The 13805-nt window shown below is 35.5% G+C and carries 14 protein-coding genes and 1 pseudogene; 9 read left to right on the top strand and 6 right to left on the bottom strand.

What is annotated here, in order from left to right; all coding sequences use genetic code 11:
* Positions 1–51 precede the first annotated feature (51 nt).
* The 7 genes from J7E77_RS01190 (at position 52) to J7E77_RS30325 (ending at position 7902) form a co-directional block, all read left to right on the top strand.
* Positions 52–636 (top strand): serine acetyltransferase, encoded by a 585-nt coding sequence (locus J7E77_RS01190; RefSeq protein WP_214711840.1) that lies wholly within the window; start codon positions 52–54, stop codon positions 634–636.
* Positions 637–650: 14 nt separating this feature from the next.
* On the top strand, positions 651–2102 hold the full coding sequence (locus J7E77_RS01185) for a lipopolysaccharide biosynthesis protein (RefSeq protein ID WP_214711839.1): 1452 nt from the start codon (positions 651–653) through the stop codon (positions 2100–2102).
* Between the two features lie 796 nt (positions 2103–2898).
* The gene (locus J7E77_RS01180) at positions 2899–4071 is read left to right on the top strand and encodes a glycosyl hydrolase family 28-related protein (protein WP_308160338.1); all 1173 of its coding nucleotides are present in this window, start codon (positions 2899–2901) and stop codon (positions 4069–4071) included.
* 252 nt (positions 4072–4323) lie between these two features.
* The gene (locus J7E77_RS31035) at positions 4324–4545 is read left to right on the top strand and encodes a hypothetical protein (protein WP_285290452.1); all 222 of its coding nucleotides are present in this window, start codon (positions 4324–4326) and stop codon (positions 4543–4545) included.
* Positions 4546–5474: 929 nt separating this feature from the next.
* On the top strand, positions 5475–7031 hold the full coding sequence (locus tag J7E77_RS01170; protein WP_214711836.1) for a YifB family Mg chelatase-like AAA ATPase: 1557 nt from the start codon (positions 5475–5477) through the stop codon (positions 7029–7031).
* A 93-nt stretch (positions 7032–7124) separates the two neighbouring features.
* Positions 7125–7574: a transposase gene (locus J7E77_RS30330; RefSeq protein WP_308160333.1), complete on the top strand. Its 450-nt coding sequence runs from the start codon at positions 7125–7127 to the stop codon at positions 7572–7574.
* Positions 7525–7902: a hypothetical protein gene (locus J7E77_RS30325; RefSeq protein ID WP_251027962.1), complete on the top strand. Its 378-nt coding sequence runs from the start codon at positions 7525–7527 to the stop codon at positions 7900–7902. Before J7E77_RS30330 ends, J7E77_RS30325 begins: the two co-directional genes overlap by 50 nt.
* 112 nt (positions 7903–8014) lie before the next feature.
* On the opposite strand, the gene J7E77_RS01160 is transcribed toward J7E77_RS30325, so the two are convergent.
* From J7E77_RS01160 to J7E77_RS01140, 5 genes are all read right to left on the bottom strand, one after another.
* Positions 8015–8254, bottom strand: coding sequence for a hypothetical protein (locus tag J7E77_RS01160; RefSeq protein ID WP_214711834.1), 240 nt, complete (start codon positions 8252–8254; stop codon positions 8015–8017).
* A gap of 155 nt (positions 8255–8409) precedes the next feature.
* Entirely contained in the window at positions 8410–8673 is a 264-nt protein-coding gene (locus J7E77_RS01155) for a helix-turn-helix domain-containing protein (RefSeq protein ID WP_214711833.1), read from the bottom strand.
* A gap of 209 nt (positions 8674–8882) precedes the next feature.
* Positions 8883–9149: a helix-turn-helix domain-containing protein gene (locus tag J7E77_RS01150; RefSeq protein ID WP_214711832.1), complete on the bottom strand. Its 267-nt coding sequence runs from the start codon at positions 9147–9149 to the stop codon at positions 8883–8885.
* A gap of 18 nt (positions 9150–9167) precedes the next feature.
* Complete coding sequence (locus J7E77_RS01145) at positions 9168–9758, bottom strand: competence protein ComK (RefSeq protein WP_214711831.1); 591 nt, start codon at positions 9756–9758, stop codon at positions 9168–9170.
* Positions 9759–10197: 439 nt separating this feature from the next.
* On the bottom strand, positions 10198–11025 hold the full coding sequence (locus J7E77_RS01140; protein ID WP_214711830.1) for a hypothetical protein: 828 nt from the start codon (positions 11023–11025) through the stop codon (positions 10198–10200).
* Between the two features lie 488 nt (positions 11026–11513).
* On the opposite strand from J7E77_RS01140, the gene J7E77_RS01135 reads away from it, so the two are divergent.
* Positions 11514–11675, top strand: a complete 162-nt coding sequence (locus J7E77_RS01135) for a hypothetical protein (protein ID WP_214711829.1) — start codon at positions 11514–11516, stop codon at positions 11673–11675.
* Positions 11676–12090: 415 nt separating this feature from the next.
* Positions 12091–12497: pseudogene (locus J7E77_RS31585) on the top strand (restriction endonuclease).
* Between the two features lie 80 nt (positions 12498–12577).
* Here the strand turns inward: J7E77_RS31585 and tagU are convergent.
* Positions 12578–13501 (bottom strand): polyisoprenyl-teichoic acid--peptidoglycan teichoic acid transferase TagU, encoded by a 924-nt coding sequence (gene tagU, locus J7E77_RS01125; protein ID WP_251027958.1) that lies wholly within the window; start codon positions 13499–13501, stop codon positions 12578–12580.
* Between the last annotated feature and the right edge of the window lie 304 nt (positions 13502–13805).

Genomic DNA, 13805 nt, shown 5'->3' with positions numbered 1-13805 from the left:
ATTATTTCGAGTTAGAGGAGTTTTTTCTCATGTCAATATAGGTGAGAATATATGAAGCAAGAACTCAAAGAAACAATTCAAGCGGATATTTTTCGTAATTTGGGATGTGAATTGAGTACAGGGCAAATCATAAAAAAATTTTTATTTGAAGAAAGTAGACCCTGGAAGTTTATTGTGATGTTTCGTTTGGCTCATGAATATGATGCCAAAAAGGGAATTATTGGCAAAATTATTAAAAAACTATACAATTATTTTGCCTTTAAATATGGATATGAAATCGCGCCACGTACTCAAATTGGAAAAGGGTTCCGCTTGCCTCACAGAGGGGGCATTATTGTAATCCATGCAAATGCTGTTATTGGCGAGCAGTGTGAGATTATGCAGGGTGTGACAATTGGTAATAATATTATGAAATCGCGTAATGCTGTGGCGGTAATAGGTAATGGTGTGACTTTATGCGCTGGTGCAAAAGTGATTGGTGATGTAAGAATCGGAGATAATGTCATGATTGGCGCAAATTCAGTTGTTACTAAAGATATTCCTGCGAATTCTATCGCAGCCGGAATGACTGCTAGAGTAATTAAAGCAAATGTAACCCCGCCGATAGTCTACGATTTGAAAAATATTTCTAAATAATACGAGGCGCATTTATGGAAGAAAAAAACTTTTTGAAACATTTTGCTGTAATTGGCGGTGGAACCTTTGCCAATATGCTTTTGGGATTGTTAACAACTCCTATTATTACTAGGATTGTAGATCCTGAAGAATATGGCCAGCTTTCAATTTTTACATTGTATTCAGGAATTATGCTAATGGTTTTATGCTTAGGCTTAGATCAGGCATTAGTAAGATATTACTATGAAAAGGATTCCGAGGGATATAAAAGAGCGCTGCTTTTAAAATGCATTAAGTTGCCAGTTGTTATTAGTTTGCTGGTAAGCATTGTGTTTATTTGTTTATCGGCATTTAATGTAATTCAGTTTGAATTTGACACCTTGGTAATATCTCTTCTATGTATTTATACAATTATTCAATTAATATATAGATTTAGTCTTTTATTGGTGAGACTTGCATATAAGAGTAAACTTTATTCCAAATTAAATATTCTCAATAAACTTACATATATTGTTGTAGCTCTTCCATTAGTGTATTTTATTGGGCATGATTATCTCTTAATGCTTATTATTGCCACTATGGCTTCTGGGTTTGTATGTATGATTTGGAGCATGTTTGCTCAGCGTAGCCTATGGGATTTAAAAAATGTTGATTCGTCTGAATGCTATATTTCCGGTAAAGAGTTATTGAGATATGGTTATCCATTTATTATTTCAATGGGAGTAACCACATTGTTTCAGGCTATAGATAGAATTTTCCTGAGTATATATAGCACTTATTCTGAGGTTGGAATTTACTCTTCAACCATGACACTTGTAAATATATTTGCAATTGTCCAAACAACATTCAATACGTTATGGACACCTATGTCTGTTCAGCATTATACAAAAGATAAAGATGACAGAAGCTTTTATCAAAAAGGAAACCAGATTATAACAATTGTTATGTTTTTCATTGGTTTAACATTGATTTTGGGAAAAGATATCTTTGCAATTTTGCTCGGTGAAAAATATCGTGCCGCTGCCTATATATTGCCATTTTTAATTTTCAACCCTATTATGCTCACTATATCCGAGACAACAGTTAGTGGGTTAGTTTTCTTAAAAAAGAGCAAATTGCAGGTTGTAGTTGCTGTAGGAGCCTGCATTACAAATATCATCGGAAATACATTGCTTGTTCCTAAATTTGGCAGTCAAGGTGCTGCTATTTCTACTGGACTTTCTTATATTGTATTTTTTACACTTAGAACAGTATTATCAAATAAGTTTTTCTATGTGAACTATAGATTAAAAGCTTTTTATCTAATGACTGCTGTGACTGCTATCTATGCTTTATATAATACTTTTATCGATTTCAATATAGGATCAGTAATTGGATATGTGATTTGTATCACCATGTTAGTGGCTCTATACTGGAATGAAGTAAAATGGGGAATCAATTATCTTTTAAATACAGGAAAGGCTCTACTGAAAAGAAAAGGTAATTGACTAAACAATGGGGGACAGGCACCATCCAGAAAGTTTCCAGTTTAATTAGTTTAAGTGGTTCTTGTTATTTATTTGTTGTTTATTGTTACTGACGTTCTATTTTTGCAAGAAATTGATGGAATCATATGTCCTAAATATTACGGAAATATTGATCGATATAAAGGGGAAGCCAGCAACTCCCATTGGCTTCCCTTCAATTAAATATAAACCTGATAGGTTCTACTTTGGTGAAGGAGGAAATATTCGCGAGTTGGCTGTATGAGATGGTTAATGGTATTAATTTTTCTGGAAATTGAAGTATGAGAATGAAGTGGCTCTTCAAATTGCAGTGAGTGTTGAAAAAGACGTCTCCCATTATGTATTACTGTGACCAAAGCTATATGGGAGGCGTCTCACAAAAATAAAGAGGTTATTATATCAGATTACAAGTTTATTGAAAATTCCTAAAGATATTTATTTGAGTATGCAGGGAGATTCCCTTTTCCGGTTGTGGAAAACCATGATGGTTGTTGGACTAAGAGGAAGAAAATGCAAAGAAACATCTGCGTAGATAAGAGTCTATACTATTCACCGGATAGCTTGTGATAAATTGTATAAAATTCATCATGAATTACCTAAATTTCTTAGTGTGTTATAACTTTTCTAACCTGAAAAAAGATTATTTAAATAATTACATATAACTTATTCTTATTATTAATATTTTGTTACAATCATCTTCATAATAACTTTTCTGGATATTATCTTAGTAGGAAAGAGTTAGAATATCAGATTATAGGAGATGTATCATTTGAATAAAGTGTTGGCATTAATTATTTGCAATGTATTACTAATTTTATTGATTTTTGGATTTTTATTGAATGATTTGTTGGAAAATGAGAATAAAAATGGATTATTACAAAATTCTCTGATCAATGTAATTGATTTAGGAGCAGATCCTAATGGAGATACTGATAGTACTAGGGCATTTCAAGATGCCATTAATTTAGCGGGTAAATCTAAAGGAATTGTTTTTATTCCTAAAGGGAAATATATTTTATCACAAATAAAAATACCATCTTATGTCGAGTTGCTTGGAACTGGAAATGATACTGTGTTAAGAATGAAAGAGAATAACAATAAAGCTTTAATTGTATTAAAATCAAAAGTTACTCAAATGGTACATTTACGAGATTTTATGATTGATGGGAATCGTAAGAATCAAACTTCTACAGAAGCAAGAGGAATTGAATTCATTAACACATCTGATTCAGTAAAAATGAGAGAATCAAGTAAGGTAGGAGAACATGATGCTCGTCATTTAATTGAAAATGTCTACATATCAGAAACTAAGGGAGATGGGTTATATATTGAGGGGCGAGGAGAAAGCCGAATTAAAAATGTTCAAACAATGAGAACTGATGGGGTAGGTATTTATTCTAATGCTTTTGACAACTGGTTTACAGATTGTTCAACAGGAGCCAGTGGACTTGATGGGATTTATATTGGTAATTTATCAGCTAATAGCCGATTTGTAAACTGTAAATCTTGGTTTTCCGGAAGAATAAATCCTGAAAGAGGAAATGGGTATTTTATTAATGCTAATCGGATTACAATTACAGGATCAGAGGCACAAGATAACAGTAAATATGGGTTTGTTTTCGCAGCAAATGATATTATTGGTTCAGGTTTAATGGCTGAGGCAAATGGATGGCATGCGAATAAAATACGACCTGATGGTACGGGATTTGTTTTATATGGGTCAAAAAATTGTAATATTCAAGGTGTAGCAGCGGATAGATTCAAAAATATAAAAAGTCATCAAACTTACGCTTTACAATTTTTAGAGGACCCAAAAGGTAATTTTGTGCAAATATCTTCTGAGGGGATGAGGTTAGGGGCATTACCAACACTGAATATTAAAAATAACAAAGTAATGATTATTGAAACTCGTTCTGATGGGTCGGTAAATAATTTTCAAAATTTTAACTAAGTTTTTGTTTGAACTATTGAAAATAAGTATCAGATTGTTTATATAACAACCACATTTTTTACTTATATTAAAATGGAAAAGAAGGTTCTTTTTTAAACAAAGTAGTCTGAATTGGCCATTCAATATGGTGAGGAGATTGGCGCAAATATTCTTATGGCTACAGATCTAGATGTAATCGATTAGGTTTAGCGGTGAAAAACAGTTCTGTTGTATATGCCGTTCTAACTGGTAACCAGATGGGTGCCTTAATGCTTGAGTATCTACTATCTCAAAAACAAGCTAAAAGCATTCCCTGTGAATGGTGTGGTAATTAAAACGATTGTCACCTCCGAAATTGGCCGTAAAACTATTGCTGAACATTATGGGATTCAAGCAATAGATACACTCACTGTTTTCAAATTCATCGGCGAAAAGATTAAAGAATTTGAACAAACGGGCCAGCATACCTTATTATTTGGCTATGAAGAAAGCTAGGGTTATTTAATTGGGGATTTTGTCTGTGATAAAGATGCAGTTAAGTCTGCCATTTTTGCAGCGGAAGTAGCTGCTTATTATAAATCAAAAGGCATGACCATATATGAAAGTCTATTGGCTATCTTTGAAAAGTATTGTTTTTACCAGGAGTCACATTAATCAATTACCTTAAAAGGGAAAAATGGATCTGAACAAATTGCTGGGTTAATGGAATCATTCAGAAATGAAATCTTAGGCGATGTAGCACGAATAAAAGAGAAGCAGTGGAAGACTAAGCCACTTCTGTAAGAAAAACAGGTGGTCAGGAAAATAAGATTAACCTGCATCAATGTATTGAAGTATTATTTATCGTAAGGTTCCTGGTTCTGTCTGCATCCGTCTGAGAACAGAGCCTATTTTCTATTTCAACTAAGAGGAGAGCAAGAGTCCGGATCCTTGTCTTTTATGGCAGGGTATCTTTTTTCTATGCTGTCAAAAAATAATATGGAGATGAACACAATTGAAAATAACAATTGCTGGAACAGGATATGTAGGGTTATCGAATGCTATTCTATTAGCACAACACAACGTAAGACCATGGGGACGGTTCTATCGGCTTTTATCCAGATTTTTTAAGCAGAGTATAAGCAAAAAATGAATGAAGTATTTTGAAAATTAGTGTATGATTGGTTTGATAGAAACAGTTTACTCCTTTCTTTTCGCTAAAGATCCCCTCGTGTGTTTATCCACCAATGGAAACATATCATCTATCTGTTTAATCCCATTTCAACCTTACTACCCTATCCAATCCTTTATTCAAATTTTTCACCACTTGACCCCATGATCCAACTACTCTTGAATACTTCACCATTGTGTACTAGTAACTATTCATAATCTCCATTTTGAGGAATAGAAAATATCCACTATATATTCGAGGAGGGAATTTAAACATGTCAGTAAAAGTTACAAGCATTGGACTAAAGGGCTTGGATGGGTATCGTGTCCAAGGGGAGGATCAGGTGAAAGAGGGAATTGAATCCATTGTGATTGTCGGGCTCCCTGATGCGTCGGTAAAGGAATCAAAGGAACGGGTTGCAGCTGCCCTGCATAGTATGGGGAATTCTTTAGTAGATATGAAAGTAACCATTAATCTATCGCCTGCCGAACAAAAGAAAAATGGTCCATTATTTGATCTAGCGATTGCTATTGGAGTATTAATAAGTGGGAAGTTTGTAAAGGAGAAAATTCCTAACGATACTGGTTTTATTGGAGCTATATCATTAGACGGAACAATACTTCCGGTGGAAGGAATGATTGCAGCTATCCTAGCAGCGAAAAAACTGAAGTTAAATAAGCTATTTCTCCCCTTTGACCCTACCATTCCTAAAATTGAATTGACTGATTTAGAGCTAGTTTACATAGAGACGATTCAAGATGTCATGGACCATTTAGCGGGCAGGCCAATGCTTCCTCTTCTTCAACCAATTGACCTGCTGGAAGATCACATGGTGGTAGAAAGGGATTTTAACCAAATTATAGGACATGAATTTGCAAAAAGAGCACTAGAAATTGCTGCAAGTGGTGAACACTATGTTTTGATGGATGGTCCACCCGGATGTGGTAAGAGTTTACTAGCTGAAACCTTCCCCTCGATCCTCCCTTCCTTATCCAAAGAAGCTCAGTTGGAGAAAATAAGTCTCTACCAACTAGCCGGTGCTCCCTATCATTCCCTTTCCTTACCTTCATATCGTCATCCACATCATTCTGCCTCATCTGTTTCGATTATCGGTGGTGGTACCAATCCGAAACCTGGTGAAGTGTCGTTAGCCCATCGGGGTGTTCTTTTCCTAGATGAATTAGGGGAATTTTCAAAGAAAACATTAGATATGCTAAGACAGCCATTAGAAAATGAGAAGGTAACGATCAGCCGTGTCCATTCTACTGTGACGTATCCCGCAAAGTTTATTTTTATCGCTGCCATGAACCCCTGTCCTTGCGGTTATTTTGGTTCCAGTCAGCAATATTGCACCTGTTCTGAAAATAAAATTAAATCGTATCAAAATCGCGTCTCAGGCCCTATCTTAGATAGAATTGATATTCTGCTATCTTTAAAGCCAGTTAATCTGAAGGATCACGATTTCAAAGGAATTGAATCATCAGATGAAGCACAAAAGCGGGTTATCGCTGCTAGAGAAACACAATATAAACGGTACGGTAAAGAGATTTGTAATGGAAGTGTCCCATTTGAAAAGCTGATTGGTGAATCTCCTTTAACAAGCAGACAGCAGCAATTCCTACAATGTATGTCAATCAAGCAAGGACTTAGTAACCGTGTGCAAATAAAGATCATCCGCTTAGCAAGAACGATTGCTGACTTAAATGGGGAAAAATCAATATCGGATGAGGCTCTTAGGGAGGCTATACAATTAAGGAAAATAGATAAGCCAAAAGAAATGGCGCCTCGTGAAACAAAGGCAGGGGAGAAGAGTGAATGGAACTATCAGTGAGCAGAGAAAAAGAAAATCTAATATTGGTGTTTGCTTGCTCTTTTAGAAGAATAAAGCAAAAGTATAGGCCGATGTTTTCCTGTAGTGATTAAGATGCCTCGAAGAGCTAGGGTGAAAAGCGGGAGCGGAATCTACCATATTATGCTGAGAGGTGCCAATAGACAGGAAATCTTCCACGATGATGCGGATTGCTTGAACTTTCTTGATTTATTACATAAATATAAGTTGAAAACTAAGGTGAAGATTTACGGTTGGTGTTTGATGAGTAATCATATACACCTGCTATTAAGAGAGGGCAATGAAGATATATCGACTACAATGAAGAGAATAGGTGTTAGTTTTGTCATGTACTATAACTGGAAGTACGGAACATCAGGACATCTTTTTCAGGACAGGTTCAAGAGTGAGAATGTAGAAAATGATCAGTATTTATTAACCGTGGTAAGATACATCCACCAAAATCCACTTAAGGCAAGAATCGTCAAAAGGGTATATGATTTGGAACTGGAGCAGTTGCCGTCAATATTACGGTACTCACGATGAGGTAAGGAAACTGCGGGACTCTGAATTCATTTTGGGAATGTTTTCTGAGGATAACATTCTGGCCAGAGAGAGATTTAAAGAATTTAATGAAAGGGTCAATCAGGACCAATGCCTAGATGACCAAATGAATGAAAAAAGATTAACAGATGAGGAAGCAAGGGAATTGATTAAAATGCTGCTTAACGGAATTGAAATCGCCCAAGTTAAGAGTTTACCAAGACTCAAAAGAAATGAAATTCTCAAAAAAACAAAAGGAATCCAAGGCCTGTCGCAACGCCAAATATCAAGAATCTTAGGGGTTTCACGAACACTTATATCTAAAGCGTGACCAGTAAACAATTCTTGTGGTCGGTACTAACCTCATTAAAAACAATGAGAACCGTCCCTGTAGATATCCTTTTGTCTCCTAACCCATGCATGAATATTTCTTTAAACTATTATTATCCCGGGAACTCTTCCATCCATTCATGTAAATCATTAATGGCTAAATTAATACTCTCTTCTTTATTTTCATGAAATCCAGATCCTAATAAATCACCGTGGTGAAGATAGGAGTTTCTAGCGAAGCTTTTGTACCCTTCAGGCACAGTAAATACCTCTACAATAATCGTGAAACTATTGTCTATGTACATTTTTCTAATTTCTAGTTCATCACCGTATAATTCTAATTTTATCCTCATACAATTAATCTCCTTTCTAGAAAGTAATATGATTCATAGCTTCAGATTTTTGAAAAATATGATTCCATATACTAATATACGCCTAAAAATAGGAAAAGTAAGAGCAGATTTAACTCTTACTTTCCTAAGGTTAGCTAAATTAGAGATATCCTTTCTTATTTGTCAGGCTCTTCTTCGAAGAAACGTGCGAAATCAATGATTTTGTCCATTTCACTAACCAGGTCTTTTGTCTCCATACCTAATCCCATTGCGAGCATAATGATGGTTGCAAAGGATGGACTTTTTTTGTTTCTTTCAAGGTCGCTAATATACGAGCGATCTAATTTGCAGTGATGAGCCAATTCTTCTTGAGACATACCTGTAGCAAGCCGCAACGGTTTTAGTGCTTCACCTATGTAAAGGGCCTTTTCTTTTTTCAAGGAAATTCTCCTTTTTAAGACCATTACATAACTTGACACAATATTGCTCTACGGGCTGTAGCCTACAAAACACACAGAATTGGAAATATAATTTAAATTTGTACGGTTTAACAGCTAATCTCACTAAAATAGACACATATAATGGGTACTAAAAGTATTTATTTTCCAATCAGGTTTTGAAATGCCTGGCTTTTATTTAAATATTAGTATTAGTCCATATTATCGGAATAATCCTTTACCCACTTGTTCTCGGTATGTTGTTCTACTTCCATTAACATTTCAGAAGCTTTCATTTCTAAACCGGTGGCAAGAGCAACGATGGTATCTAGGCTAGGGTTTTTAAGATTTCTTTCCAGTAGGCTGATATAGGATGGATGTCGACTGCAGCGGTCAGCCAACGCTTCTTGGGAAAGCTGCTGCGTATTTCTTAATTTCCTTAATACAATTCCAAAATGAACATATGAATAAGTATCCAAAGAGTTACTCCTTTTTTATCAATCGATCGAACCGATTGACTCTTTTATTTTTTGGCTATCTTCTAAGTTACTAAAATTGTATTTCCCTGTTTTCTCTTTGGTTATTTGATGTCTTTTTTTGGGTTCGAGGCAAAAAAGGATCTGACCTGGATGATTTCCTCTTTTCATAGATATCAGCATCAATTGATTGGCTTTATGAATCCTATTGTTAAAGAAAGTTAATTTTGAGTCGACAATAATGGAAAGACCGTTACTTAATTCGACCTCAGTCTTATTTCTCAGTGCTTTTGTTCTCACAATATGTTCGGGATTGAACCAAATACAATCCACGTTAAAAGGTGATTTGTTTGGAAACAGGCAAATACCCAGGTAAGGATTGACGATGATTGGACACCTCGCTCGCTCGCCAAGAATCAGTTTGGCGCTTGCCATTGCACCCCTTAAATCAAATCCTATGTATGTTAATGTGTCGTCTAAAAGTTGTAACGGTGTTCGATCGACTAGAAAAGATGATTTTCCTGCCATGACTCGTGCACACTGCTTGCCATAATGGTTATATTCTCCCATCATTAAGATCATTTTCTTTTCAACATAATAGTTTTTTTGCATAATAATAGTCTTCCTCCCCTTTAAATCTGATTGATTTGTGTAAAGGCTTACCTACTACTATAACTGTTATATACTGCCTGTTGGAAAGGAAGGCTGTGAGCTCTTTAAATGTATGGAAAGTCTCTAACTACTTTGGCAGCTTGCGGGTAGCTTTCTCACTTAGCAGGTAATATTGTTTAACCTATTTTCTTATTCGAGATTATTTTGAAAATATGTTAAGCATTGCCTCTCGTCTTTATTAAATAATAATCGGGACTTTATTACCACGGACTATAGTGCGTGGATTCCCCATAATTCGCCTATTTTCGTGACAATCCAGTGACAGAATAAAAGTGTCTGTCGCAGTCAGAAATGGGACTAGTCCATAGGGCTGTAAATATAAAGTGATACCACAAAACATTATCTTGTCACAAAAACCGCATAATTTGTCACTAAAGGGTTAATGATTCAGAATCAATCCCAGACCAAACACAATTTTCTCATCATTCACATCAAATTTCTTTTCGAGTGCTTCGTGATAAAGTATCAAAAACTTATTATTTAAGATTCCATAAAAATAGGCGAATGGGTTTTTGATGTTGCGGTTGAACTTCAGCTTCCGGATTAGCTGCTTAAAGGATTGGATGGCGACATCTAGGGTTAGTTCGGGTTCATTTTCCCAATGGTGTTGATAGGCGGTGATTTTCACCATTTTCCAATACTCTTCGATTGTCTTTGCTTCAGGAAAAAAGCACTTTACCAGCTGAACAAAAGGCTGTGGAACTCGGTCGCTCACGTAGGTATGATCTAATACTGACGGTTCTTCTTTACGTTCTTTAATCTTTTGATCTTTTTCAGTTTTTAAAAGATTATTAGTTTCTTTAGGGTGGTTCATGGTTTCCTCTTTGGGTAGTTCATTTGAAGGAAAGCGATTAAACGAATACAAGTTACTAGACTGGGAACCATCTTTTCTTTCTGTTTCATAATCTGTTAGGATTCCCAAGTCCTTTGCTTTTAGAATCATTCGTTTAAAGGTAGAGCGTGAGATTCCATGATCGCTGTATTCTTTATGAATTGCTTTTAATATGGTCCCTATTTTAGCATTGCAGACGCCAGGTATTTTGGCAGAAAAACGAACCAGCCTTTTCAATCCAATCAGTGCTCCTTTTGAAAAATCATGCTTGTGTACCGCTAACCACTTCTCGATATGGGTATTCAATTCCTGTAGCGAACTAAATTGTGAAAACTGCTTGAATCCTTCAATACTGCCAGATTTTAAACCAACCATTTCATAACACCCTTCCACCGCATTTTAATGCTTCCAATCGTCAAGTTAACGATTCCAGCACCTCAACGATATCGGGTTTAGCTGTGTAAATCGAACGGCTAAAATTCACTTTTGGAGCCGTTTTTGTAATGAAACGTGTCATTTTTGGGGGTCAAAAGTGATTTTTGAAGCCGTTTTTTGCATTTTCAGCTAATTTTCATATCATTTCGCATCTTTAACCCCGGAAGGGGTGTTCGTTCCTCATTTTGATAACCTTTTATATTTATTCTGTTAACTAGGTTTAATAGAGGACACTCAGTAAAAGGCCACGTATTTGAATGGGGAGAAATCCTAATTCAGCTGCCCACATGGGTTCCTTTTTCAAAAATGCATGGTTGGAGACAGCAATCGACAGTCTTTTCACGCGTTTGAAGTGATAAATCCAGTAATGACGGATGCTGAGGCAAGTTTTAACCAATCGTTTGTGTAAAAGGAGAAAAACAAGGTATTTGCCAAAGAATGCAGTATTTAGACGAAAAAGATCATTATTGCTAATCTGGAGGAATAATCAATTAAAATCTAGTCAATCACCGACAATTATTTTACCTGAATCAAGAGCGAAAGCTTTAAACAACGGGATTTATGCCATTTTTACACAATCGTTTGATTAACATGCCAACTTGGAAGAACCCGTCGATGATTGTAGAAAGCCATTTTTATTGGCTAGCTTTGTAGTATTTGAGAAGAAAGCAGAGCATTTCTTCGACAAGAAAATCTCTTGAATCGAGGCAAAAGTTCTTTTTTCAAAAGGGTTTGTGGCACTTTCAATCAAACGTTTAATTAGGAAGAATGTAATCGTAATTTGTCGAAGATGGCGGGTGCTGATTGGTGGAAAATGGTAGAGTGAAAATGTTAGCTGAAATGAAAACGATGATGATTGATGTATTTGCTAGTATTGGGGGAATTTAATTGAGTAAGAAGAGAACAAAGAAACAACAGAAAGATTTAGATAATGGTTTATACTTATTCTTTTTATTAGTTGCTGGAGTTTCCTACTATTTTACCCAAAAACTTTATTTAACATTAATGATTGTAGGAGTAGTCGTGATATTGATCATTGGTGTAGTTGTATATAAAGTTAAAAGGGAAAAAGAGCGGTTAAGGAATTCTGGAATTGAGGATATTGATGCAATGGATGGCATTCAGTTCGAGCATTATCTAAAGGAACTTTATTTATCGAGAGGATATGCTGCAGAGGTAACAAGTGCCAGTGGTGATTATGGTGCAGATCTATGCTTAAGAAGAATGGAAAAAAGATTGTTGTTCAAGCAAAGCGGTATGCAAAGGATGTAGGCATAAAAGCAGTTCAAGAGGTAATGGGAGCAAAATCGTATTATCAAAAGACCGTGGGGACGGTTCAGGTGGTCGGAGCAATAACCACATCAAAAACCATGAGAAGCGTCGAACCGTCCCTGTGGAGATGCCCAATATGAGAATGCTGTTGAAAATGATAGGATAAAGAGATATGCGAAAAAAGCTGATTGAGTTAATAACCAATCAGCTTTTTCATAGATTACTTAAATTCTAATTGCGCCTTCAATTCGGTCTGGACCCTTTGCTTTTCAGCTAGTGAAACTAATCCATAATAAATTTTATTGATTTTTGTTCCTTGTTCTTTTATCTCCATTTGCTGAATGCTTTTTCCAGCCTCTTTATAATTCTTTTGAATATCTACCATTTGGTCAAAGGTAAGATTGGTTTTTACATTTTTCCCTAATGCAGTAAAGATATCAGAGAAGTTAGTTAAGGTTGAAACACTTGCTCCTTCATTTATGACAGCTTGGATTATTTGTCGTTGTCTTGTTTGACGACCAAAATCGCCTCTAGGATCTTCATATCTCATTCTAGAGTAGCTTAGAGCCTTTTCTCCGTTTAGCTTCAAATTACCTGTTGTAAAATGAACTCCTTCATAAGTGAAGTCGAGATCATTATTGACCGAAATTCCACCCACTGCATCAACAATGTCCTTAAACCCTTCCATATTAATCTGAATATAATAATCAATTGGGATATCAAGGAAGTTTTCGACAGTATCCATAGCCATTGGAACGCCGCCAAAAGCATAGGCATGGTTAATTTTATCCTCTTTCCCTTTTCCGATTATTTCAGTGCGGGTATCACGTGGAATGCTGAGCATTTTTACAGAATTATTTTTAGGGTTAACAGTCAACACAATTAATGAGTCAGAGCGGCCACTGTCACCTTTCCGCTTGTCAACTCCTAGCAGCAGTACAGAAAACGGATCTTTTTGGTTGAATGTTACTGGGCTTTGGCGTTTTTCAGATTGTTTTCTCTCGATTGGCTGGTGCATGGTATCAACAGCACTTTTGAAAGATTTATAGACAGAAAAGCCATATGCTCCACTAGCAACCAGTAGGATTAAAAGGATAATTCCAACAATTTTTGGCCATTTTCTTTTCTTAATATTTGATTTCATTCGACAAATCCTCCCAATAATATGCAAATTTCTTACATCTAAACAATAGAATAGCAAAAAAATAGGTAAATAGATAGATAAAGAATGTGGAATTTATTAGAATAGTCATTCGAATCCCTATAAGGAAATATTTAGAATTTATATATTTGTAGAACAGTACGGTAACCAGGTGTGGAGTGAGTATCTAAAGTATTAAATAATCTGACTCGTGAAGATAGTGAAATGTTACTGTAATATTTTACTTTGCATTTTACTTTTTTAGGTATTTTCTCCTGTTATTTAAAAGTCTATAATAATATAGGAA

It is taken from the genome of Bacillus sp. ISL-77 (assembly GCF_018613105.1).
The sequence above is the reverse complement of the archived record's forward strand: the minus strand, read 5'-3'. Positions and strand labels throughout refer to the sequence as shown.